General features: G+C 65.0%; 24 protein-coding genes and 1 tRNA gene. 14 read left to right on the forward strand and 11 right to left on the reverse strand.

Annotation, left to right across the window (positions count from 1 at the left end):
• Positions 1 to 224: 224 nt before the first annotated feature.
• The 5 genes from JN280_RS28435 to JN280_RS28455 all read right to left on the reverse strand — a co-directional run bounded on the left by JN280_RS28435 (position 225) and on the right by JN280_RS28455 (position 4,398).
• On the reverse strand, positions 225 to 1,349 hold the full coding sequence (locus tag JN280_RS28435; protein ID WP_202307291.1) for an alpha-hydroxy-acid oxidizing protein: 1,125 nt from the start codon (positions 1,347 to 1,349) through the stop codon (positions 225 to 227).
• 83 nt (positions 1,350 to 1,432) lie between these two features.
• Entirely contained in the window at positions 1,433 to 2,395 is a 963-nt protein-coding gene (gene dctP / locus JN280_RS28440) for a TRAP transporter substrate-binding protein DctP (RefSeq protein WP_202307292.1), read from the reverse strand.
• 35 nt (positions 2,396 to 2,430) lie between these two features.
• Entirely contained in the window at positions 2,431 to 3,747 is a 1,317-nt protein-coding gene (locus tag JN280_RS28445) for a TRAP transporter large permease (protein ID WP_244742187.1), read from the reverse strand.
• Entirely contained in the window at positions 3,744 to 4,232 is a 489-nt protein-coding gene (locus JN280_RS28450) for a TRAP transporter small permease (protein ID WP_202307293.1), read from the reverse strand. Before JN280_RS28450 ends, JN280_RS28445 begins: the two co-directional genes overlap by 4 nt.
• A 28-nt stretch (positions 4,233 to 4,260) precedes the next feature.
• A complete protein-coding gene (locus JN280_RS28455; protein ID WP_202307294.1) occupies positions 4,261 to 4,398 on the reverse strand; it encodes a hypothetical protein in 138 nt (45 codons plus the stop codon).
• A 375-nt stretch (positions 4,399 to 4,773) separates the two neighbouring features.
• Here JN280_RS28455 and JN280_RS28460 point away from each other — a divergent pair.
• Positions 4,774 to 4,850, forward strand: a tRNA-Pro gene (locus JN280_RS28460).
• A 38-nt stretch (positions 4,851 to 4,888) separates the two neighbouring features.
• Here JN280_RS28460 and hdaA read toward each other — a convergent pair.
• Genes hdaA through JN280_RS28475 form a run of 3 tightly spaced genes read right to left on the reverse strand, consistent with a single transcriptional unit; the run spans position 4,889 to position 7,272 of the window.
• Positions 4,889 to 5,584, reverse strand: a complete 696-nt coding sequence (gene hdaA, locus JN280_RS28465; protein WP_202307295.1) for a DnaA regulatory inactivator HdaA — start codon at positions 5,582 to 5,584, stop codon at positions 4,889 to 4,891.
• Complete coding sequence (locus JN280_RS28470) at positions 5,571 to 6,743, reverse strand: AI-2E family transporter (RefSeq protein ID WP_202307296.1); 1,173 nt, start codon at positions 6,741 to 6,743, stop codon at positions 5,571 to 5,573. Before JN280_RS28470 ends, hdaA begins: the two co-directional genes overlap by 14 nt.
• Entirely contained in the window at positions 6,715 to 7,272 is a 558-nt protein-coding gene (locus tag JN280_RS28475) for a CDP-alcohol phosphatidyltransferase family protein (protein WP_202307297.1), read from the reverse strand. The genes JN280_RS28470 and JN280_RS28475 overlap by 29 nt, the downstream gene beginning before the upstream one ends.
• Positions 7,273 to 7,451: 179 nt before the next feature.
• On the opposite strand from JN280_RS28475, the gene purM reads away from it, so the two are divergent.
• From purM to JN280_RS28490, 3 genes are all read left to right on the forward strand, one after another.
• The gene (purM, locus tag JN280_RS28480) at positions 7,452 to 8,516 is read left to right on the forward strand and encodes a phosphoribosylformylglycinamidine cyclo-ligase (RefSeq protein WP_202307299.1); all 1,065 of its coding nucleotides are present in this window, start codon (positions 7,452 to 7,454) and stop codon (positions 8,514 to 8,516) included.
• Entirely contained in the window at positions 8,513 to 9,226 is a 714-nt protein-coding gene (purN, locus tag JN280_RS28485; RefSeq protein ID WP_202307300.1) for a phosphoribosylglycinamide formyltransferase, read from the forward strand. The genes purM and purN overlap by 4 nt, the downstream gene beginning before the upstream one ends.
• A gap of 158 nt (positions 9,227 to 9,384) precedes the next feature.
• Entirely contained in the window at positions 9,385 to 9,900 is a 516-nt protein-coding gene (locus tag JN280_RS28490) for a SixA phosphatase family protein (protein ID WP_202307301.1), read from the forward strand.
• A gap of 34 nt (positions 9,901 to 9,934) precedes the next feature.
• Here the strand turns inward: JN280_RS28490 and JN280_RS28495 are convergent, their stop codons facing one another.
• The gene (locus tag JN280_RS28495) at positions 9,935 to 12,040 is read right to left on the reverse strand and encodes a molybdopterin-containing oxidoreductase family protein (protein WP_202307302.1); all 2,106 of its coding nucleotides are present in this window, start codon (positions 12,038 to 12,040) and stop codon (positions 9,935 to 9,937) included.
• Between the two features lie 109 nt (positions 12,041 to 12,149).
• Between JN280_RS28495 and JN280_RS28500 the strand changes: the two genes are divergently transcribed.
• The 4 genes from JN280_RS28500 (at position 12,150) to JN280_RS28515 (ending at position 15,025) form a co-directional block, all read left to right on the forward strand.
• Complete coding sequence (locus JN280_RS28500) at positions 12,150 to 13,025, forward strand: 23S rRNA (adenine(2030)-N(6))-methyltransferase RlmJ (RefSeq protein ID WP_202315087.1); 876 nt, start codon at positions 12,150 to 12,152, stop codon at positions 13,023 to 13,025.
• 68 nt (positions 13,026 to 13,093) lie between these two features.
• Entirely contained in the window at positions 13,094 to 13,558 is a 465-nt protein-coding gene (locus tag JN280_RS28505; RefSeq protein WP_202307303.1) for a hypothetical protein, read from the forward strand.
• A gap of 14 nt (positions 13,559 to 13,572) precedes the next feature.
• Positions 13,573 to 14,295, forward strand: coding sequence for a ribonuclease T2 family protein (locus tag JN280_RS28510; RefSeq protein ID WP_202307304.1), 723 nt, complete (start codon positions 13,573 to 13,575; stop codon positions 14,293 to 14,295).
• Between the two features lie 130 nt (positions 14,296 to 14,425).
• Positions 14,426 to 15,025 carry a glutathione S-transferase gene (locus tag JN280_RS28515; protein ID WP_202307305.1) on the forward strand — a complete coding sequence of 200 codons (600 nt, stop codon included), beginning with the start codon at positions 14,426 to 14,428 and terminating at the stop codon, positions 15,023 to 15,025.
• A gap of 368 nt (positions 15,026 to 15,393) precedes the next feature.
• Here JN280_RS28515 and ltrA read toward each other — a convergent pair whose 3' ends face one another.
• Together ltrA and JN280_RS28525 are read right to left on the reverse strand one after the other, a co-directional pair.
• Complete coding sequence (gene ltrA / locus JN280_RS28520) at positions 15,394 to 16,653, reverse strand: group II intron reverse transcriptase/maturase (protein WP_244742193.1); 1,260 nt, start codon at positions 16,651 to 16,653, stop codon at positions 15,394 to 15,396.
• Positions 16,654 to 17,375: 722 nt separating this feature from the next.
• Complete coding sequence (locus JN280_RS28525) at positions 17,376 to 18,038, reverse strand: outer membrane protein (RefSeq protein WP_202307308.1); 663 nt, start codon at positions 18,036 to 18,038, stop codon at positions 17,376 to 17,378.
• A gap of 377 nt (positions 18,039 to 18,415) precedes the next feature.
• Between JN280_RS28525 and JN280_RS28530 the strand changes: the two genes are divergently transcribed.
• From JN280_RS28530 to JN280_RS28555, 6 genes are all read left to right on the forward strand, one after another.
• The gene (locus tag JN280_RS28530; protein WP_202307309.1) at positions 18,416 to 19,177 is read left to right on the forward strand and encodes an SDR family oxidoreductase; all 762 of its coding nucleotides are present in this window, start codon (positions 18,416 to 18,418) and stop codon (positions 19,175 to 19,177) included.
• Between the two features lie 74 nt (positions 19,178 to 19,251).
• Entirely contained in the window at positions 19,252 to 21,258 is a 2,007-nt protein-coding gene (gene uvrC, locus JN280_RS28535) for an excinuclease ABC subunit UvrC (protein WP_202315088.1), read from the forward strand.
• A 98-nt stretch (positions 21,259 to 21,356) separates the two neighbouring features.
• The gene (gene pgsA, locus JN280_RS28540; RefSeq protein ID WP_202307310.1) at positions 21,357 to 21,947 is read left to right on the forward strand and encodes a CDP-diacylglycerol--glycerol-3-phosphate 3-phosphatidyltransferase; all 591 of its coding nucleotides are present in this window, start codon (positions 21,357 to 21,359) and stop codon (positions 21,945 to 21,947) included.
• Between the two features lie 3 nt (positions 21,948 to 21,950).
• Positions 21,951 to 22,205: a molybdopterin converting factor subunit 1 gene (moaD, locus tag JN280_RS28545; RefSeq protein ID WP_202307311.1), complete on the forward strand. Its 255-nt coding sequence runs from the start codon at positions 21,951 to 21,953 to the stop codon at positions 22,203 to 22,205.
• A gap of 7 nt (positions 22,206 to 22,212) precedes the next feature.
• Positions 22,213 to 22,686 (forward strand): molybdenum cofactor biosynthesis protein MoaE, encoded by a 474-nt coding sequence (locus JN280_RS28550; RefSeq protein ID WP_202307312.1) that lies wholly within the window; start codon positions 22,213 to 22,215, stop codon positions 22,684 to 22,686.
• A 78-nt stretch (positions 22,687 to 22,764) separates the two neighbouring features.
• Complete coding sequence (locus JN280_RS28555; RefSeq protein WP_202307313.1) at positions 22,765 to 23,532, forward strand: YbaY family lipoprotein; 768 nt, start codon at positions 22,765 to 22,767, stop codon at positions 23,530 to 23,532.
• Positions 23,533 to 23,611: the final 79 nt, after the last annotated feature.

Here is a 23,611-nt window from a genome sequence, read left to right on the forward strand (position 1 = left end):
TCGGCTCGCCTAACCTGACCAAGTCGTCGAAGACGCGACCGACGGGTGCGGCGGCGTTTTCGGCATCTATGAGGACGGCGAGACGCCGGGAACGCTGGCAAGCCCGTCGTGATCGATGATCCTCAGGCTCAGGATGCGCTCGAACCTGGGCGGGGGATCAGGCTCCCGGGGAGCGAGGCGGAATACGTCGAGCCAGGGCGCGCTCGTTGTCGGAGATCGGCCGGTCACACGCATCGCATGAGGGACGCCTCCAGTTCCGACAGGGCTGCAACGCCCAGCATCGCCAGAGCGCGGTCCATCTCGTCGCGAAGGATGGCGATCAACCGGTCGATGCCAGCCTCGCCCTCAGCCGCCACGGCGTAGAGCGCCGGCCGCCCGATGCCGGCCAGGCCGGCACCAAGACACAGCGACTTGACCACATCCGCCCCCCGCCTGATGCCACTGTCGATCAAGACGGGGATTTTGAGTTCGGCCGCGATTTCGGGCAAGACGGCGACCGGGGAGACGGTATCGTCAAGCTGCCGGCCGCCGTGGTTCGACAGGATCACCGCATCCACCCCCAGATCGGCGCAGCGCCGGGCGTCGTCCTTGCGCAGGATGCCCTTCACCATCAGTTTTCCCGGCCACAGATCGCGCAGCCCGGCCAGCGCATCCCAATCGAAGCTGGCATCCATCCGCCGCTTCATCAATGCGGCCTGCACCTCGGCGTTCTGTGTCCCGGTCGTCTCGAAATTCTTGAGTTTCGGCACGCCATGGCGCAGGTAATCGAGCGACCAGCCGGGATGGGTGATGCCGTCCCAGATCGAGCGCGGCGTATAGCGCGGCGGCAGGCCGAAACCGTTCCTCATGTCGCGTTCGCGATAGCCGTTCAGGGGGACATCGACCGTCAGCATGAGCGTCGAATAACCGGCATCGCGCGCCCGGCAGCACATGGCAGCCGAGATCTCGCGGTGCAGGACGTAAAGCTGGAACCATTTGTCGCCGTCGCCGGCACGGGCGATCTCCTCGATGGATTCCGACGAGGCCGTGGAGAGCGCGAAGGGGATGCTAGCGCGGGCGGCGGCGCGGGCCAGCATCGCATCCGCACCGGGACGCAGCGCGCCGTTGAACCCGGTCGGAGCGATATAGATCGGCAGGCTGTAGCTGCGGTCCCACAACTGCGCGGTCAGATCGCGGCGGCTGACGTCCCGAAGGCGATGCGGCAGAAACTGCCATGCCCTGAAGGCGGCGAGATTGGCGTCAAGCCCGCTTTCATCCCCTGCGCCGCCCTCGATGAAATCGTAGATCATCCTGGGCAGGCGCTGGCGGGCCTTCCTCTGGAAGTCATGAGCGTTGAAAATGCCGGTCATAATTCGGCTCTATCGGGGGACGCACCGGCCCCGATCAGCGTCCGGGGCCGGCAGATATCGGTCAGGCATTCTTGACCGGCGGATCACTTCGTCAGCAGTTCGCGCAGTTTGGGGCCATTCTCGGGGCTGGCCGAGATGATCATCTGCCAGCCGGCGTCCTGTGCCGTCTGTTCGAATGCAGCGGCCTTGTCTGCCGGCAGGCCGACCATGGCGATGCCGGCCTCCTGCTGCTTCTTGCCCTCTTCTTCGGCCAGCGTGATGAAGCTGCCCGCGGCATCCTCCATGGCAACCATTTCCTTCTGAAGGAACGCCTTCTGCTCGTCGGACAGGGCATTCCAGGCCTTCTGGCTCATGTAGATGCCGGTCTCGACGTTGTAGAAGCCCGGGTCGATGCGGGCCTTGGTCTTTTCCTGCCAGCCGAGGTCGAAGACGCCGATTGCCGGCCAGCCGTAGCCGTCGACCGCCCCGCGTTCGAGCGCCGTGTAGACATCGCCAGGCGCCATCTGCACCGGCTGCGCGCCGAGCGCGGCAAAGAAGGCCTGATAGACCGGCACCGAGCGCAGTTTGAGGTCCTTGACGCTTTCATTCTCGGGCGCCTTGGCGAGATAGATATGGTAGGGGATGTTCTGCGCCAGCCGGCCCAGCCAGTGGATGCCGGCCTTCTCCTCGTGAAGCTTGTTCATCAACTCGTAGCCGCCATTCTCGCGCAGTTCGGCCATGCTGCGGTTGGTCAGCGTCAGCGCGACGCCTTCGGGCACCAGATTGGCATGGAAGACCGCCGTGGAGTTGGCCAGGTCGACGACCTTGCCGCGCAGGGCGTTGCCGATCTCCATCGGCGGCATCGCCTCGGGGCCGCCGATCATCTGGATCTGCACCACGCCCTTGCCGTTCTCGTTCACATTGGCGACGAATTCCTCGAACGGCTTGGCAAAACTCGTGCCGGCCTGGAACGCCGAAATCGCACGCAACGTGACTTCTTCGGCGCTGGCGGCACTGGCAAGGGCGGCCAGTGCAAGGGCCAGCGAAAAGGGGCGGGCAAAGGTCATGGGTCAGTCTCCTATTGGTTCGCCGCTCGTGTGTCTCAGCGGATGAGCGAAGGAAGATAGAGTGTCAGTTGGGGCGCCAGGATCATCACCATCAGCACCAGAAGTTCGATCAGGATGAAGGGCACCGCGGCACGGTAGATCTTCGTCAGCGGAGTGCTGGGCGCCACGCCCTGCATCACCATCAGAAGAATGCCGAAGGGCGGCGTCAGCAGACCCAGCTCTATGGCGACCAGCATCATCAGACCGAGCCAGACGAGGTCGATCCCGGCAGCCTTGGCCAATGGGATGAAGAGCGGCAGGGTGATCATCATCATCGAGATCTGATCGATGAAGCAGCCCAGCACCAGAAGCACCGCCAGCATCGCAAGAACCAGCGCCATCGGCGGAAGGTCGGCCGATGTCACGAGATGGATGAGCCCCGTCGTGGCGCCGGAAAAGGACAGGATCTGCGAGAAGGTCGTCGAGGCGACGATAATGAACAGGATCGCGACGGAGATTTTTGCCGTTTCAGTCATGGCCTTGGCAAAGGATGCGAAGGTGAAGCTGCGATAGGCCAGCGTCGCGATGAAGGCTCCGAGCACACCGAGCGCGGCAGCCTCGGTCGGGGTGGCAATGCCGGCCAGCATCCCGCCGATCACGGCGACGAAGATGCCGAACAGTGGCACCACGTCGCGCATGAAGGGCCAGATCCGCTGACCGAGCGGTGGGATGGCATCCAACGCCTCGCGCGGCGCCGAAGCGCGAACGAAGAGACCAACGAACACCACAAAGGCCAGAAACAGCCCGGCCATCAGCACGCCCGGCATGATGCCCCCGATCAGAAGTTCCGAGATCGAGATTCCCGACAGTGAGCCGAGCATCACCGCCAGCGTCGACGGCGGGATGAGCACGGCGATCCCGCCCACCGCCATGACCGGGCCAAGCGAAAGCGTGGTGGAATAGCCGCGCTTCATCATCTCTTGCGACAGGGTTCCGCCAAGGAGCGCCGTGTTGGCGATGGATGATCCCGAGAGCGCCGCGAAGGCGGTACCGCCGACGACCGAGACACAGGCAAGTCGTGCCGGCAGCCGGACCAGCAGCTTCTCGATGGCATCGATGGCACGGTAGGCGAGACCGCAGTGGAACAGAAGCTCGCCCATCAGAACGAAGAGTGGGATCGGCGCCAATGCAAAGGAATTGACCGACATCGAGGCATTGCGGATCAACTGTTCCAGGCCGCTTTCTCCGCCCAGGAACAGCCAGGCGCCCACGATGTTCGCACCCAGGAAGGCCAGAGCTACCGGCATGCCGATGGCGAACAGCACCGCCAGAAGGCCGCCGAGCAGGAGCAAGGTCACCCACCAGGTCATCATGCCTCGGTCCTCCGCTCGATCACCCGACCGAGGAATTCCAGCGTGCACAGGCCAAAGCAAACCACTATGGGAATCTGGAGATACCATTCGGGGAAGATCAGATTCTTGAAGACCAGCGATCCCGCCCCGCGCGTATCGACGATCACCCTTGACGCTTCATAGAAAAGCAGGCCGCAGATCATCAGGCCGAAAAGATTGGCCAGCCGCCCCAGGACTTGCGCCGCAGCGCGGGGCACGAGCCGCAAAACGACGTCGACGTTGATGTGGCCGTACTCGCGCAACAGCCATGGCGCTCCGAAGAAGGTGGAGATGGTCAGCAGGTATTCGGTGATTTCGTTCAGCCACGGCCATTTGGCGATGGCGAGGTTACGAAACAGGATGTCGGCGGTGACGATCACGGTCAGCGCACCGAACCCGGCGCAGGCAATTATCCCGCAGAACTTGAATACGGCCTGGAATGCCGCGCGGAATGGCTGCCGCTGCATGGAGTCTCCCTCTCCCGATCGGAGGAAATTACTTTAGACTTAAAATTCCTTCAATAGAAATTTTAAGCATGAAGAAAATGGCCTCTGTCCCGAGCGGTGACGCGTCAGCGCTGTCAACGCCATTCTCCGCCACGTCCGGCGCGATCGCCTGCAGCGCGACAAACATGCGCGCCTGCGCATGACCAGGTCGAAAAGGGGTTCAGGGCTGCCTGGGCCGTCTGCCTCAAAACCATCGTTGCGGCGGCGCTCCTGACGACTGATGGACGAAACTCCTTGATCGAATACGGAAGGCCCGCAAGGCGGCACGCGTCCAGTGTCATTCCATTCACTGTTGGCTGTTGCCTGTGCCGCAAGGACGTGTTAGCCGGACGCCCATCAAAGCCGGACGAGTGCAGAACAACCAGTGAATATCCGGGGTGATTCTCGGTGTGACTTTGGACCACAAACGGCACACCAAACACCCTTTGTTCTCATTCGGCAAGAATCCGGCCTTGCCAGGAAAGGCTGAATAGCTTAACGGCTACAATGCCTTACATCGGCCCGGAGTGTAGCGCAGCCTGGTAGCGCACCTGATTTGGGATCAGGGGGTCGCAGGTTCGAATCCTGCCACTCCGACCAATGCTGCCCTTCCTGGACGCAGCTCGGAGCCGGGTCGGTCAGAAAAGCTCGCCCTGCCCCTCGTCCATCGCGCTTATGATCTCGGCGGCCATCGCCCGCGTGATGCGGCTCTTCTGCTCGAGCGCGACCCGGTCCAGCCTCTGCACCACACGAATCGCGGTCGACAGCGAGCGCTCGATGCGCCGCACGACATACTGCACCACATGCGGCTCGACCTCGACCTGGCGGTCGGCGAAGAGCTTGGTGATGACGCCGGCAAGCAGGACGTCGTCCGGTTCGCGGATCTCGACAGTGGCGGCCGCTTTCAGCCGGGACGCCAGGTCGGGCAGCCGCACTCCCCAGGCCGCTGGGAACCGGCGGGCCGTCAGGAGGAGATGCGTGCCGGCTCCGCGCACGGCGTTGATCAAATGGAAAAGCCCGTTCTCGTCGAGCGGACCGCTGTCGGCATCGTCGATGAAGACCGGGCCGGACGACGCCGCATCGACGGCCTCACCTCCGATGTCGCCGCATCCCACGTGCCGCGCATCCGCCATCTCGCACCAGATGGCGCCAAGATGCGACTTACCCGACCCGGCCGGCCCCGCCAGCACCACGACGGGCGACGGCCAGTCCGGCCACCGGTCGATCAAGGACACCGCGTCGCGATTTGCGACCGACACGACGAGGTCGTCGCGCGAGCGACCCTCGGCATGCGCGAGATCGAGCGGAAGCTGGCGTGGTCTATTTCGGGCCATGCGCGCCCGGCGCCTCCGGATGGGGCGGGCCCCCTTCGACCTCGCCCTGGTGGCCTATGTAGAGAGGTGAAGCCAGATAGCGCTTGATTGCAAAGCGCACCAGCACCGCGACGGCCGCCGCCGCCGGCACCGCGATCAGCAGTCCGACAAAGCCGAACAGCGCGCCGAAGGCGAACAGCGCGAACATCAGCCAGACCGGATGGAGCCCGACGCTCTTTCCGACGAGCCTCGGCTGCAGAATGTTGCCCTCGACGAACTGGCCGAGGAAGAAGACGGCGGCGACGGCGCCGATCATATAATAGTCCGGCCAGAACTGGACGATCGCCACGCCGATCGACAGCACCAGCCCGACCAGAGACCCGACATAGGGAATGAAGCTGATCAGCCCCGCGAACAGGCCGATCAGGATGCCGAAGTTCAATCCGACCAGCGTCAGGCCGATGGCGTACATGATGCCGAGCACGAGGCACAGCGTGCCCTGGCCGCGCACGAAACCGGCGGTGGCGGTGTTGATGTCGGCGGCGATCTCGCGGACGGTCCCGACATGGTCGCGCGGCACCCAACTGTCGACCCTGGCGACCATGCGGTCCCAGTCGAGCAGCATATAGAAAGCCACCACCGGGGTGACGATGAACAGGCCGGCGACGTTGAAGAGCGCCACGCCCGAATCCCAGATCGACTTCATGATGGTCGACGCGAAACCGGCGCTAGACGTCAGGAGCGAGTTCAGGCCTTCGCGCAGGCTGTCGGCCTCGATGCCGAAGCGCTTTTCGAGCCATGTCGGATCGTAGCTGGTGATCAGCGACTGGAGCTGGCTGAGATAGCTCGGCATCCTCGCTATGAAATCGGAAAGCTGCGTGGCGAGCACCGGGATGAGGATGACCAGGGCCAGGACCAGCACGATCACGAAGGCGACCAGGATCAGCACCGTCGCGGCCAGGCGCGACATGCCCAGACGCTGCAGCCGGTCGGCCACGGGATCCAGGAAGTAGGCAAGCACCATGCCGGCCACGAAGGGCAGCAATATGTCGCTGAAGACGTAGATGAACAGCGCAAAGACGGCGGCGGCGACGAGCCAGAAGCGGAGCTGGCGCCGCAGCGCCGCCAGGGCAAGCTCGGTCGCCCCGTCCTCACCCACCTGAATTCTTGCCTTCGCCATAGCCGCTCATATGCCTCAACCAGCCTACGAGATAGGCCGCGGCGGAAGCGACGGTCAAGGTGCCGGACAGCAGCACCAGCCCGTCGCGCACCGGTCCCACGTCGGCCCCGAAGGCGAGTTCCCCCAGGACGAAGGCAGCCAGCACGATCTGCACGGCCGTGTTGGCCTTGGACACGAAGAGCGGCTTCATCTCGACCGGATTAGCCATGATCGTCGACAAGAGCACGGCGCCGACGATCAGGGCGTCGCGGGAAACGGCGGCGATGACCAACCAGAGCGGCAGTTCGCCCATGAAGCCCAGCACGACGAAGACGCTGACGAGAAGCAGCTTGTCGGCCATCGGGTCGAGATAGGCGCCGAGTTCGGAGCGCTGGTTGAAGTTGCGGGCAATGAAGCCGTCGACGGCATCGGAAATGCCGGCGACGAGGAAGCCGGCGAGCGCCCACTCCATGCGTCCGGACAGCAGGGCAAAGACGACGCCCGGCACCAGGAAAAAGCGCAACAGCGTGATCATGTTGGGTATTGTCACCTGTCCTCCTTTCCTTCCGACATCGCCGCACTCGGCTCGATACATGGTCCACCGGACCGACAATCGCAAGATGCGAGGCCGATTTGCGAGACTGCGGCGGATTTCTCGTCATGCCTTGCGACGACAGGCACTTCATGCGAAGAGCCCGCTGATGATCCAGGGCCAGCGAAGGAAACGCCATGAGCGAACGGCAGAACGGGCTGACCTATGCTGCGGCAGGCGTCGACATCGACGCCGGCAACGCGATGGTCGAGAAGATCAAGCCGCTGGTGCGCTCCACGCGCAGACCTGGGGCCGATGGCGAGATCGGCGGCTTCGGCGGCCTGTTCGACCTCAAGGCCGCCGGCTTCAGCGACCCGGTTCTGGTCGCGGCCAATGACGGCGTCGGCACCAAGCTCAAGGTGGCGATCGAATCCGGTCGGCACGAGACCATCGGCATCGACCTTGTCGCCATGTGCGTCAACGACCTCGTCGTGCAGGGCGCGGAGCCGCTGTTCTTCCTCGACTACTTCGCGACGGGCAAGCTGGACCCTGACCAGGGGGCGGCGATCGTCGGCGGCATCGCCGAGGGCTGCAGGCAGGCGGGCTGCGCGCTGATCGGCGGCGAAACGGCAGAGATGCCCGGCCTTTACCGCGAAGGCGACTATGACCTCGCGGGGTTCGCCGTCGGCGCGGCCGAGCGCGGCCAGCTGCTGCCGACCGACGACATCGTCGAGGGCGACGTGCTGCTCGGCATCGCCTCCTCGGGCCTCCATTCGAACGGCTTCTCGCTGGTGCGGCGCATCATCGCCGAGTCCGGGCTCGCCTGGACCGACCAGGCGCCCTTCGGCGTAAGACAGAGCCTCGCCGAGGCGCTGCTCGAGCCGACACGCATCTATGTGAAGTCGGTCCTCAAGGCCATCCGCGGAACGCACGGCCTCAAGGCGCTCGCCCATATCACCGGCGGCGGTTTCCCCGAGAACATCCCGCGCGTGCTGCCCAAGGACTTCGCGGCCGAACTCGACCTCGACGCCATCGAGGTCCCGGCCGTCTTCTCCTGGCTGGCCAAGGCCGGCGGCGTGGCCCCGGCCGAGATGATGCGGACTTTCAACTGCGGGATCGGCATGGTCATCGTCGTGGCGAACGGGCAGGCGGCCCAGGTCGCGGCAGTGCTCCAGGAGGCGGGCGAGACGGTCACGCCGATCGGCCGCATCGTGCCGCGTCGCGACGCCGGCGTCATCTATCGCGGAGCGATCGGCCTATGACGGACAAACGCAAGCGCGTCGCCGTACTCATCTCCGGGCGCGGGTCCAACATGGCGGCGCTGATCGCGGCTGCGAAGGAACCGGCATATCCGGCCGAGATCTGCGGGGTCGTGTCCGACAATGCGGAAGCGGCGGGCCTGGCGGTCGCCGCGGCGAACGGCGTCCCTTGCAAGGTCGTCGCGCGGCGCGATTTCGCCGACCGGCAAGCCCATGATTCGGCGATCGACGCCGCGCTGGCCGGCTTCAAGGCCGAGTTCGTCGCACTGGCCGGCTATATGCGCCTTCTCTCCGCCCCCTTCGTACGGAAATGGCAGGGACGGATGATCAACATCCACCCGGCGCTGCTGCCCTCCTTCAAAGGGCTCGACACCCATCGGCGCGCGCTCGACGCCGGCTGCCGCATCCATGGCTGTACAGTGCATTTCGTGACGCCCGAAATGGACGACGGGCCGATCATCGCACAAGCTGCGGTCCCGGTGCTCGCAGACGATACGGAGGAGAGCCTCGCGAGCCGCGTGCTCAAGCTGGAGCACAAGCTCTATCCGGTCGCGCTCGCACTCCTCTGCGACGGCAAGGCGCGCATGGAGGGCGACCACACGGTGCTCGCTCTTGCCGGTCTCCAGGAGCGCAACGCGGCGCAGTTCGTGATGGCGCCGGAATTCGCGAGCGCGGAACGGAGCCTCGAAGACCTGGCCCGCTTCACACCATAGATGCCTGGGATCTGCGGAGAAATGCCTGGCGAAGTGGCTGGCCGCACCAGCATCGGCGTCTTCCAATGGCCGATGCTCGCTCCTTGCATTAACCTTGTCGGTCACGGGCTGGCAACTACCTCTCGGGAGGTCGGCCGCCGGCCTCTATCGGAGGCAATATGAAGAGACTGCTCCTGCTTCGCCACGCAAAATCGAGCTGGGACGACCTCTCGCTCGCCGATTTCGAGCGGCCGCTTTCCCCGCGCGGCCTGAAGGCAGCCCCGCTCATGGGGCGCGAAATTGCGGCTCGCGACTGGTTGCCCGACCGCGCCCTGGTGTCGCCGGCTGTGCGTACTCATGCCACCTGGGATCTCGTCGCGACCCAATGGCCGGCCCAGCCGCCGGTCAGCTTCCCTGAGACACTCTACGACGCCATGCCCGAGGAGATACTCGGCGAGTTGCGCGGCACGCCGGAGAGCGCCTCGACACTCCTCGTCATCGCCCACAATCCCGGCCTCCAGCAATTCGCCGCCGGGCTAGCCGGCGGAACGTCCGACCAGAAGGCACTGGCGAGGCTTCGCCAGAAGTTCCCGACCGCCGGCCTCGCGCGGCTCGTCTTCGACGGCAAATGGCGGGACCTGCGTTTCGACGGCGCGAGGCTGACGCATTGCCTGCGCCCGAAGGATCTGGGCTGAGCCCATCCCCAGGCTCTGCTTGCAGCCGGAACCGTCAGGCCGCCTTCACCCAGACCTTGTTGTCGTGGAAGGCGGCACCGCCGTAAGGAGCGCCGGCATCGGCCCCGGTAAGGACATTGATGCCCTCCCCGCGCTCATGGGCGGTGTTCGGCCAGATGCCCTCGGCGATCACCACGCCCCGACGGATGCCCTCGAAGAGTTTCGCGTGCAGCACCACCGCACCGCGCCGATTGCCGATCTCGACCCGCTCGCCGTTGTCCAGCCCGAGCGCCGCCGCATCCTGGGGATGGATCAGCAGTTCAGGCTTTCCCTCGCGGTTCTTCGAGCCGGGGGTCTCCGTGAAGGTCGAATTGAGGAAGGAGCGCGCCGGCGACGTCGCCAGCCTGAACGGATGCTCGGCATCGGCGGTCTCGATCAGGTCGACATGATCGGGGAACTCGGGCAGCCGGTCGTGAGGCCCCATCAGCCCCATCGTCCTAGGCGGCCGGTTGGGCGCGGCCGTGCCCGTCCAGTCCGGCCGGAAACGGAACTTGCCGTCCGGGAACGCGAAGCCCTTGACGAAATGCGCTTCCTCGAAGGGCGGCTGCACATCGGCCCAGCGCTCTTCCTTGAATGTGGCGAACGTGCCAAGACCGCGCTTGCCGAGCATGCGGTCGATATGGTCCTGTTCGGTCATGCCGAAGCCTGGCATATCCGCTACGCCGAGCCTCTTGGCCAGTTCCTCGACGACATAGTGGTTGGTGCGCGGACCGGCCGGCGGCTCGATGAGCTTGGGACCGAGAATGATGTGCTGGTTGCCGCCGCCGCGATAGATGTCGTCATGTTCCATGAACATGGTGGCCGGCAGCACCACATCGGCGAGTTGCGCCGTATCGGTCATGAACTGCTCGTGCACGCACATGAACAGGTCGTCGCGCAGCATGCCGCGACGAACCAGACGCTGCTCGGGCGCGACATTGGCCGGGTTGGTGTTCTGCACCAGCATCGCCGTCACAGGCGGCCCGCCATACAGCGCTTCCGGCTCGCCGGTGAGCACCGGGCCGATCCTGGACTGGTCGAGATGGCGGATCTTCGGGTCGACGAGACTGCGCCCCTCCAACTCGCTCTTGTCCATGCGGAAAATGTCGGAATTGGAGTGGAACGCGCCTCCGCCCTCATATTGCCAGGAACCGGCGACGGCCGCGATCGACAGCGCCGCATGCATGTTGACGGCTCCGTTGCGCTGGCGCGCGAAACCGTAGCCAAGCCGGAAGAAGGTGCGCCTGGTCGTGCCGACGAGGCGCGCGAAAGCCTCGATCTCGTCGACCGGCACGCCCGTGATGGCCGATGCCCATTGCGGTGTCCGGTCGCGCAGATGAGCTTCGAGACCGGCCGGATCGTCGGTGTATTTCCGGAGAAAATCGCGGTCCGCGAGCCCGTCGCGGAACAGGACATGCATGACCGCGCAGGCCAGCGCCCCATCGGTCCCGGGCCTGACCACGAGGCCGATGTCGGCCTGCTTCATGGTCGCGTTCTCGTAGACGTCGATGACGACGATCTTCGCGCCACGCTCCTTTCGCGCCCGCACCGCATGGGTCATCACATTGACCTGGGTGACCACGGCGTTGGTGCCCCAGATCACGACGCAATCGGATTTGGCCATTTCGCGCGGATCGGAGCCGATCAGCCTCCCGGTGCCGACGACATAGCCGGTCCAGGCGAGATTGGTGCAGATCGTATCGAAGAAGCCCGAATATTTCTTGGCGTGCCGCAGTCGGTTGATGCCGTCGCGCTGCACGAGACCCATGGTGCCGGCGTAATAATAGGGCCAGACCGTCTCGCTGCCGTGCCGGGCCTCCGCGGCGATGAACTTTTCCGCCACGAGGTCGAGCGCGGCCTCCCAACTGGCCTCCTTCCAGCGCCCTTCGCCCTTGCCGCCGATGCGCACCAGCGGCTTCAGCAGCCTGTCCGGGTGGTGGATGCGCTCGGCGTAGCGCGCGACCTTCGCGCAGATAACACCGGCGGTGTAGGAATTGCCTTTGGCGCCATGGACGCGGCCGATACGGTTGTCGTCCAGGATTTCGACGTCGAGCGCGCAGGTCGACGGGCAGTCGTGAGGGCAGGCCGAATGGCCGATTCTGATCTTGGCGTGCTGGTTCATGCCGGAAAACTAGCGGTTTTCGGCGGAGCCGTGTAGACGCCTCGCGGGAAAACATTTGATGCAGAAGTCCGCCCGAGGCGACGACGCCTCCCGAGCCGGGGACCCTTCGATGAACTACCGCCACGCCTATCATGCCGGGAATTTCGCCGACGTGGTCAAGCATGCCGCACTTGCCCGTCTCGTCGAATATCTGAAGCAGAAGGACAAGGCCTTCCGGGTGCTGGATACCCATGCCGGCATCGGCCTCTACGACCTTTCCTCCAACGAAGCGCAAAAGACGGGCGAGTGGCGGGAAGGCATCGGCCGGATCATCGACGCACCCTTGCCGCCGCAGGCCGCGACACTTCTTTCCCCCTATCTGGACGCCGTTCGCGACGTGAACCTGGCCGGCAGGCTCACGCGCTATCCCGGCTCTCCCGCGATCGTCCGTCACCTCCTGCGCAAGCAGGATCGGCTTTCCGCGATCGAGCTTCATCCGGACGACGCCGGGCGGCTCGCCCGCCATTTCGCCGGCGATTTCCAGACGCGCGTGATCCAGCTCGACGGCTGGCTCGCCCTCGGCGCGCATCTGCCGCCCAAGGAAAAACGCGGTCTGGTGCTCGTCGATCCACCTTTCGAGGAGGAGGGCGAGTTCGGGCGGCTGCTCGACGGGCTTGCCAGGGCCTATCGCCGCTGGCCGGGTGGAATCTATGTGTTGTGGTACCCGATCAAGGACCGTCGGGCGGTCGACGCTTTTCGCGCCGGTTTGGCGGCGGCCGGCATCGCCAAGATCCTCGATCTGCGTTTCGAGATCCGGAGCCCCTCCCCCGAGCCCCGGCTCGACGGAACCGGCCTGATCGTCGTCAACCCGCCCTTCACGTTCGAGAACGAGATGCGGGTCGTCCTGCCGGCGCTCCACCGCCTGCTTGCGGAAAAACCGGCAGCGCGCTGGTCGGCCGAATGGCTGGCGGGAGAAAGGCCCGGCGCAACCGCAACGGGCGCTTGACCCAACGGCGCTTCACAAGCAGAGTGCCGGCGTGCCGGGCTGAATCGCGTCGGCAACGGAGAGATGTCATGAACCGCCTCATTGCCCTCGCCCTGGCCACCGCGATGACCGCCAGCTCGGTCTTCACTGGACCAACCGTGGCCTCGGCGGCGGACCTGGGCGCGGGCAGCTATGCCGAATATTCGGGCGCGTGCAGCCAGGGCTGGGTGCTGCGCGCAATCAGGCATCGTTTCCGCCATCAGGTGACGCATGTTCCTAACCTGCCCGACGTCAGCATCGTCGATTTCAGCCGGATCCACGAAAACCGCTACATCCCCTTCACCGAAGGCAACGTTCCGTTCGCCGACAATAACCCGATCGGACGAACCTATTGCGGCGCGACCGTGGCCCTGTCGGACGGTTACAGCCGCGATATCTGGTACCTTATCGAGGAGGGCCAGGGATTTGCCGGCGTCGGCGACAACGTCGAGTTCTGCGTCTCAGGCTTCGATCGCTGGTACGTCTATAACGGCCATTGCCGCATCCTGCGCTGATCTGAAACATGTCCATGCGGGGGCCGCTCAGGCTTGCCGCCATCGCTGGCCTGGTTGCCGCGGCGTTCTTCCTGGTCTGGTGGGATCAGCGCGCCGGCGCTCCGACTGAAACGGCCGCGCAGCCTCCCAAGGCAGACAGACAGCGGGCTGGACCGCAACTCGGCAGCGGCTTCGACTTCTATCTGCTCTCGCTGTCCTGGTCGCCCTCCTATTGCGAGGCGGAGGGCCAGGAAGCCAATCGCCAGCAATGCGGCTCCGACCGCCCCTATGGCTTCGTCGTTCACGGGCTCTGGCCGCAGTTCGAGCAAGGATTTCCCGAAAACTGTGCGACCGGCGAGCCTGACCTCGCGAGCCAGACGGTGCGCCGGTTCTACGAACTCATGCCCTCGGCCGGGTTGATAAGGCATCAATGGCGCAAGCACGGCACCTGCTCCGGGCTCGACCAGAGGGACTACTTCGCCACGCTGCGCGCGGCGCATGACAAGGTGGCCGTTCCGGAAGAATTCCGAAGCCTCGACGCCTATCGCACGGTGGCGCCCGGTGCCGTCGAGGATGCCTTCCGCCGGGCCAACCCGATGCTGCCTGCGCAGGGGATCACGATCGCCTGCGACGAACGCTATCTCCGGGAAGTCCGCATCTGCCTCACGAAAGAGCTGGCATTCCGCCCCTGCCCCGCGATCGACCGGCGCTCATGCCGGTCGACCGCAGCTATTATGCCGCCCGTGCGAGGCCGCTGAGCTTCGTATCGCTGGATCACCGAATTTGCCCCGAATGCCGTTCCCACCGTCGGCTGCAATGCTCTAACGTCCCGCAGGAATGCGATTCCCGGCGGCATTCCAAAGTTTCGGTCCGGGCTTGCGAGGAAGCATGCCAAAGGTTCTTTATTCTCCACCGTCACCTTACAGCGCCAAGGTCCGCATGGCGGCTGCCTATGCTGGCGTGGCGGTCGAATTCGTGACGGTCGACACCAATGCGGAACCTGTCGAGTTGATCGGTGCCAATCCGCTCGGCAAGATTCCGGTTCTCGTCGCCGACGACGGACAGGCCGTCTACGACAGCCGCGCCATCACGCAATATCTGAACCGCATTTCGGGCAATCGGCTCTTTCCGCGCAATCCGGAGAAGCGGACCGAGGCCGAGGGCCTCGAAGCGCTGGCCGACGGCATTTGCGACTGCCTGCTCGCCCATGTCTATGAGCGGCGCTCGCGGCCAGAGGAGAAGGTCCACCAGCCTTGGCTGGACAAACAATGGTCGAAGGTGTCACGCGCGCTCGACCAGCTCAACGCGGCGCCGCCCAAGCTGCCGAAGAAGATAACGGCGGGCCAGATCGCGCTGCGCGCCACGCTTGGCTATCTGGCATTGCGTTTTCCTGGCCAGTGGGAGCGCGGCCGCGGCAAGCTCAAGCGCTGGGCCGATCGATTTGATCAGAAGTTCCCGGAACTCGCGCCTTTCGTTCCCTCTGCCTGATTCCAACGGCACTGGATGATGACACATCCGGTGGGGTGGATGCTGAGCATCGACCCGGCCTCAATCGCCTGCGTGGCCCCTCCGGCCGCTTGGCTTTCGCGCCAACGCATCGGCCCGAAGATCGTATTCGATTTTCGGAAAGCACGATGCGGCATTCAATAGTGGCAGACCGTCCTTTGCGCGTCCAAGTGGACGCGCGGCGCTCTGGCGGGCGTGGGCCACGCGGTCGCGCGCTCCCACGGTCGATATCATTGACCATCGGTATGAACCCTGCCGCGAAGGCACGACGCGCTCCAGATCGGGTAGGAGGGAGCCTTGCGGTCTCCCTCCTCCCACACCACCGGACGTACGGTTCCGTATCCGGCGGTTCATGCAGCGTGGTTGAGGCGTTTGAGTTCCTGCTGGAGCGAGATCAGCCCGAGCCGGTCGAAGAAGGTCTTGCGGAAGGCATCGTTCATGTGGTTGGCCCCGGCATTCCACCAGGGACCGCGGCCATTGCCGGCCGAGTCACGTGCGCGCTGTTCCGTCAGTCCTCGTTGCATCAGCCGCATGAACCGGGTCCACGGTCGTTTCCACTGCCGCCACAGGATGCAGCGCAGCCTGCGCCGCAGCCAGCCGTCCAGTTCCTCGAGTATCCCCTTGCCTTCGGTCAGCCGGAAGTAGGCGATCCAGCCGCGCAGGATCGGGGTGAGGTCTTTGACGGTGGCGCCAAGGGCGCGTCCGCGCCCGGCCCGGAAGGCCGTCTTCAGCTTTCGCTTGAACCGTGCCACGCTCGACGCCGCAATCAGGAGACGCGGTGCCTTGTGGGCGGTCATGGTGTAGCCGAGAAAGGTGCGCTTCCACGGTCGGTCGACGGCGCTCTTGGCGCCGTTGACCGTGAGCTTCAACCGCTCGGCCAGGAACCGGGTGAGCGAGGCCATGACCCGCGCGCCGGCACGCCGCGACCGTACATAGACGTTGCAGTCGTCGGCGTAGCGGCAGAAGGCATGACCGCGCCGCTCCAGTTCCTTGTCGAGATCGTCGAGCAGGATGTTCGACAGCAGCGGCGACAGCGGGCCGCCTTGCGGCGTGCCTTCGCTGCGGGCCGTCGCCATCCCGCCCGTCATCAACCCGGCCTGCAGGTAGCGGCGGATCAGCCGCAGCACCCGCTTGTCCGTCACCTTGCGTGCCACGCGTGCCATCAAGACATCGTGGTTCACCCGGTCGAAGAACTTCTCCAGGTCGAGGTCGACCACGAAGCGGCAGCCGCCGGCCACATGGGACCGGGCGGCCAGGGCCGCATCATGGGCACTCCGCCCCGGCCGGAAGCCGTAGGAGGAGGGGGAGAAGTCCGGGTCGAAGATCGGCATCAGCACCTGATGCATCGCCTGCTGGATGAGCCGGTCCAGCACCGTCGGGATGCCCAATTGGCGCATCCCTTTGCCGCCGGGCTTGGGGATTTCCACCCCACGCACCGGCGCCGGTCTGTAACGGCCCGCCAGCAGCTCTTCCCTGATGCGCGGCCAGTGCGCCGCAAGGTAGGGCTTCAACTGCTCGACCGTCATCTTGTCGATGCCCGGCGCGCCCTTGTTCCCTACCACCCGACGGTGAGCCGCCATCATGTTCTCGCGGCTGAGGATCATCTCCATCAGTCGCTCGTCTGCCTCCGGTCGAGAGGGTGACGGTCCTGCCGTGGTGTTTGATGCACCCAATGCCTGCCCTCGCGGCTTCCGGCCGCTGCTCTCGGCATGGGCACGGAGCGTCTCAGCCCCGTCTTCTGCATCCTTCCTCACCATCGAAAGACCGTTCTCCGTCCGGCACTCCATGTTCGGCCCTTCGCCGGTCGGTCCGGCTACTACGGCCTCTGCTGACTCCTGCCGTCCCATCCCGACACCTTTCGATGTCGGTAGCACACCTGAAACCAGGGGCAGGCCGGCAGGCCTCCCAGGGTAAGACGCGTGACCTTCGTGCCATATGCCTGTCGCATCTACGCCCGCACCCTCCGGGTGACATCGGGCTTCGGGTCACTAGGCCCCCTCGCCCGGATGCGGACGCCTCATATGCGATTCCTGTTCGTCAGGCCGGCACTTTGCTTGCAGCTTCCTTCAGACCCCGCCTCGCGACGACGCCCTTGCTGTTCGGCTAGCGGTTCCCATCACCAGGGCCCGCAGAGGACTTGCACCTCCAAGTCACCTCGACCGCCACCACAGCGGTCCAGACAGCGCCACTCACGGCGCTACGCGCCATGCCTGGCGCACCTAAGAAAAAAGCCGGGCACGAGGCCCGGCTTTCCCAACGATGCAAGCGTGCCTACACGAGACGTCGGCCTCCAGCCCGGGGGGACAGGCCATCGGCCGGCACGCCGGCCTCGTCAGAACTTCATTCCAAGGCCGAACATCACGCGATTGTCGCGCGAGTCGACCGACTGCACACCGCTTCCGGTGTTGAAGTCCGCGCTGCCGAAATCGGTGTAGCGGTACTCCACGCGTCCGAAGACGTTCTCGGTGACCTTCACGTCGACACCGGCGCCCGCCGTCCAGCCGAGCAGCGTATTGCGGTCGCTCCCGGCTGCGTCCTCGATCTTCAGGCTCTGCGCGGCACCGCCGGCCGTGCCGTAGATCAGGACATTGTCGGTCGCGGCCACGCCGATGCGAGCGCGCAGCGAACCGTCCATGCCCGAACGCGACTCGGTGCCCAGCGCGTCGCCCTTCAGGTTGGCGTAGTTCAGGTCGACTTCACCGCCGAACACGAACATGCCGTTCTGGAAGTTGTAGCCGCCGAAGGCGCCGCCGATGAAGCCATCGGTGTCGATGTCGGTGGACGGCGTCCGGGTGCGGCCCGAAAAGCCGTAGCCGAGTTGGACACCGGCATAGGGGCCGGACCAGGTGTTGAGCGGCGGCTGCTCCATCGGCGCGGCCGGTGCCGGCGGCTCTTCCATGACAGCGTCCGCGGCATTGGCGGGGATAATTCCGAGAAGGGCCACAAGGCCGAAGGCCGCGGCAACCGGCCGGGCGAATTTCATCTTGGCTGACATTCTTGTTACTCCGTATCACAAGGCACTGGTCGCACGATTCCCATGCGAGGCACTTCGGATCGTCCGGGGGTCAAACGGCCCGGTGCCTTACGAGCCCGAATGTCGTGGCCAAATGCGGCTGAAGCGCACCTGAATTTCGGTCATTCCCCGGCGCCAATGAGGCGGAAGGTTGACGTTGCACTTTCGCAACAGAATTGTCAGTAAGCTGTGGTTTTCCAAGGCTTTGAGAGCTTGGAGGAGCACCTGCCTCGCCCTATACTCGGTTCCCGGCGGCTGAATCGCGACACGGCGCGGCGCCGTCGCCACAGTGTTGCCCAAAGCTCTAACACCGGGAAAACGATTTGGCGCTGCACAGAGGACCAGGAACGGATGGAAGCGTGGAAGCCCCGGCAAATGTCCTGATCACCGGGGCGGCAAGACGAATCGGCAAGGCGATTGCCGAGGACCTGGCCGCGCACGGCTTCGGTGTCGCCATCCATTGCAACACCGCGCGGGACGAGGCGCTTGGGCTGAGCGCGGCCATCCGGGATCGCGGGGGCAAGGCTGCTGTGGTGCAGGCCGACCTCACCGATACCGGCGCGACAGCAGAACTGATGGGGCGGGCGATCGAGGCGATCGGGCCGGTCTCGATCCTCGTCAACAACGCTTCGGTGTTCGAGGACGATTCGCCGCGCGACTTCGGCTGGGACGTATGGGACAGGCATTTCGACCTGCACCTGAAGGCGCCCGTTCTGCTCGCCAGAAACCTCGACTTGGTCTTGCCGGAGGGTAAGGAAGGACTTGTGGTCAACATCATCGACCAAAGGGTCTGGCGGCTCAATCCGCGTTATTTCTCCTACACGCTGTCGAAGTCCGCGCTGTGGACGGCGACGCAGACGCTGGCCCAGGCACTGGCCCCGAAGGTCAGGGTCAATGCCATCGGCCCCGGCCCGACTTTCGCCAATTCGCGCCAGCGGCGGGAGGACTTCCAGGCCCAAATCGATGGGCTTATCCTGCGCCGCAATCCAGCCCTTGGCGAGTTCGGCGCCACGGTGCGATATCTGTGGCAGGCGGGCTCGGTGACTGGACAGATGATCGCGGTCGACGGCGGCCAGCATCTTGCATGGCAGACCCCGGATGTGACAGGCATGGCGGAATGACCGGTCGATCCCACAACCAGCCACCGTTGGCGCGAGCTCGCCAGGGCATCGCCACGGACGATGTCGCCGGCTACATGCCGGGCAATGCGGAGGAAGAGGAAGCTCCGATCCCGGAAGAGATCGCCTCTGCCGACGGTCCAGCCCTGCCCTTCACCCGCATCGACTGGGACAACCGCGAGAGCGGCGATGCAGACGGCAAGGTCGGTGCGGATGTGATCCAGACCCTGGTCCGGCGCCTGCCTAATTCGCCCGGCGTCTACCGGATGATGAACGCCGTCGGCGACGTGCTCTATGTCGGCAAGGCGCGCAGCCTGAAGAAACGGGTCACCAACTACGCGCAGGGCCGCTTCCACACCAACCGCATCGGCCGGATGGTGCGCGAGACGGCGACGATGGAATTCGTCGTCACCCGCACAGAGACCGAAGCGCTGCTGCTCGAAGCGAATCTTATCAAGCGGTTGCGGCCGCGCTTCAATGTGTTGATGCGGGACGACAAGTCGTTCCCCTATATCCTTCTGACAGGCGACCACGCCTCGCCTGGCATCTTCAAGCACCGGGGAGCACGATCGCGCAAGGGCGATTATTTCGGCCCCTTCGCGTCGGCCGGCGCAGTCGACCGCACCATCAACTCGCTGCAGCGCGCGTTCCTGCTGCGCAGTTGCACCGATTCGGTTTTCGAGAGCCGCACCCGGCCTTGCCTGCTCTACCAGATCAAGCGCTGTTCCGGTCCGTGCACCGGCGAAATCTCCGCCGACGACTATGCCGAACTCGTCGCCGAGGCGAAGGATTTCCTTTCGGGCCGCAGCCAGGGCGTGAAGGCGGAGATCTCGTCGGCCATGCTCAGGGCCGCCGAGGACCTCGATTTCGAGCGCGCGGCCATCTATCGCGATCGGCTCGCGGCGCTGAGCCATGTCCAGAGCCATCAAGGCATCAACCCGCAGTCGGTCGAGGAGGCCGACGTCTTCGCCATCCATCAGGAGGGCGGCCAGACCTGCATCCAGGTCTTCTTCTTCCGCACCGGTCAGAACTGGGGCAACCGCGCCTATTTTCCGAAGGCCGATCCGGCGCTCGAGCCGGGCGAGGTGCTGGGCTCTTTCCTGGCGCAGTTCTACGACGACAAGCCGTCGCCCAAATCCATCCTTCTGTCCCGCGCGATCGACGAACGGGAATTGCTCGAGGAGGCTCTGTCGACCCGGGCCGGACATAGGGTTTCCGTCGGCGTGCCCCTGCGCGGCGAGAAGAAGGACCTCACCGATCACGCCCTGCAGAACGCCCGCGAGGCGCTCGGGCGGCGGCTGGCGGAGACTTCGACACAGGCATGGCTGCTCGCCGGATTCGCCGAGACCTTCGGTCTGGCGCGGGCGCCGGAGCGCATCGAGATCTACGACAATTCGCACATCATGGGCACGAACGCCGTAGGCGCCATGGTCGTCGCAGGGCCGGAAGGCTTCGTGAAGAACCAGTACCGGAAGTTCAACATCCGCTCGACCGACATAACCCCGGGCGACGACTTCGGCATGATGCGCGAGGTGATGGAGCGCCGCTTCTCGCGCCTGCTCAAGGAACACGGCACGCCGCGGCAATCCGACGCCGAAGCGGAGGAGGAGGTGGGCCACTCGGCGTTCCCTGCCTGGCCCGACGTCATCCTGATCGACGGCGGCCAGGGCCAGATGACGGTCGTGCGGGCGATGCTGGCCGAGCTCGGCGTCTCCGACAGGGTCGCCGCGATCGGCGTGGCCAAGGGCCAGGATCGCGAGGCAGGCCGCGAGCGCTTCTTCGTCGACGGCAAGCCCTCCTTCATGCTGCCTGTGCGCGATCCGGTGCTCTATTTCGTGCAGCGCCTACGGGACGAGGCGCATCGCTTCGCGATCGGGTCCCATCGCGCCCGGCGCAAGAAGGAGATGGTGAAGAGCCCGCTCGACGAGATCACCGGCATCGGGCCAAGCCGCAAGCGGGCCCTGCTCCACCATTTTGGCACCGCCAAGGCCGTCAGCCGGGCGGCGATCGAGGATCTCATGGCCGTCGAGGGCATCTCCGAGTCGACGGCGCGGCTCGTCTACAATCATTTTCACGAGAGTTGAGCCGGAATAGCGTCATATTCGGCTGGCACATCGATTTCAGCCAGTTGACCCCCCACATTCGCATCTGTTTTGAGTACGCAATCGAAAAAGAGTAAGAGATGGCACGGCGCGCGTTCAACCTTCCGAACATACTGACCTACGGCCGCATCCTGGCGGTGCCGTTGGTCGTGCTGTGCTTCTTCCTTGAGGGGCGCCTGCAATCGAGCGACTTCGCGCGCTGGTCGGCGCTGGCGATCTTCATCGCGGCGAGCGTCACCGATTATTTCGACGGTTATCTGGCGCGCGCCTGGCAGCAGACCTCGAGTATCGGTCGCATGCTCGACCCGATCGCCGACAAGCTGCTGGTCTCGACCTGCCTGCTCCTGCTCGCCGCGGACACCGACCGCACCATCGCGGGCTGGTCGCTTTGGGCCGCGATCATCATCCTGTGCCGCGAAATCCTCGTCTCGGGCCTGCGCGAATACCTTGCGGGGCTCAAGGTCAGCGTGCCGGTGACGCAGCTCGCCAAATGGAAGACAACAATCCAGATGGTGGCGATCGCCGTGCTGCTCGCCGGCCCCGCGCTCGACAAGATCATCCCTTACGCGACCGAGACCGGTATCGTGCTGCTCTGGATTTCCGCCCTGGTCACGCTTTATACAGGCTATGACTACTTCCGCGCCGGGTTGAAGCACATAATCGACGAGTAGCGCATGACGAAGCTCATCTATTTCGCCTGGGTGCGCGAGCGGATCGGCAAGAGCGACGAGGAAATCGACCTGCCCGCTTCGGTGCAGACTGTCGCCGACCTGCTGCTCTGGCTGAAGTCGCGCGGCGAAGGCTACGAGGCGGCGCTCGAACACCCCCAGGTGATCCGCGTGGCGATCGATCAGGAGCATGTCAGCCATCGCGAGCCGGTTGCCGGCGCCCGCGAGATCGCCCTGTTCCCGCCGATGACGGGAGGCTAGTCGAGCGATGTCGGCGCGTGTCGTCCCGGTCGTGCGCATCCAGGCGGAGGATTTCGACACCGCCGTCGAGATCGACCGCATGACACGCGGACGGACGGATGTCGGCGCTGTCGTCACATTCACCGGACTTTGCCGGGACGAGGCGGGCGCCCTGTCCGCACTCGAGCTCGAGCACTACCCGGCCATGGCCGAGGCCGAGATCTCCCGCATCGCGACCGAAGCCGCCGAGCGCTGGCCGCTCGGCGGGCTGACCGTCGTACACCGCCATGGCAAGATCCGCCCGGGAGAGAACATCGTCCTCGTCGTCACGGCCTCGGCGCATCGCCAGGCCGCCTTCGACGCGGCGTCCTTCCTTATGGACTACCTGAAGTCGCGCGCCCCCTTCTGGAAGAAAGAACACCGCGCCGACTGCGGTAGCGGCGGCTGGGTCGAGGCAAAGGCTTCCGACGATGAGGCGGCCGCCCGCTGGTCGCGGGACTGAGCGGTCCGTCCGGCGACCGCCACGGAACGACCGCATTCACGTGGTCGGCTGGTCTCCTGGAAACACGGGAGGCCTTTCTTGTTCGGCAAGATCGCGGAAGTGCTCGTCTTCGGCTTCGCACCGCTCGTCATCGCCATGCTGGCTACCTCTTCCGCCTCGTTCGCGACGGAGAAGACCATCTCCGGTGAAGTCCTCTATCGCGAGCGCATCGCGCTGCCGCCCAATGCCGTGCTTACCGTACAGCTCGTCGACATCTCGCTCGCCGGCGCTCCGGCATCGGTCGTCGGGAAGCAGGTCGTCGACCCGGCAGGGCAGGTCCCGATCAGGTTCACGATCGTCTTCGATCCTGCGGTGATACAGGGCAAGGCCCAATATGCGCTGGAAGCGGGTATCACGGTCGACAATTCGATCTGGTTCATCAACGACATCCGCCACTCCGTGGACCCGCTGCAGGCCCCGCCGCAATCGATGGTGCTCAAGATGGTGCGTCAGTCGGAAACGCCGGCGGCACCCTCGATTTTCGACGCCACCTGGCTGGTCGATGACATCGAGGGGACCGCCCTCGGCGGCGAGGCGCGCGTGACCTTCGCCGTCAGCGCGGACGGCAGGGTCTCGGGCAGAGGCCCGTGCAACGGCTATTTCGGAACCGCCGAGATCCATGACGGCACGATCGAGATCGGCGATATCGGCTCGACCATGATGGCCTGCGCTCCCGATTTGATGGAACAGGAAAAGAATTTCTTAGAAGTATTGGGCAGGACGGCACGCTTCCGCGTCGGCAACGGCAAGCTCATCCTGTCCGACGCGGCGGCGAAGGACATAATGCACCTTTCCGCCGGCAGTTGATCAGTCGGGATAAGCCGCTGTTAAGCATGTCCGTCAAGGCGCTGTTTTCTTAGAGAAATTGTAAGCCCGGCGTCGTAAC

Origin of the sequence: Mesorhizobium sp. L-8-10 (assembly GCF_016756635.1) — a bacterium.
In the GTDB taxonomy this organism is placed as follows: Bacteria; Pseudomonadota; Alphaproteobacteria; order Rhizobiales; family Rhizobiaceae.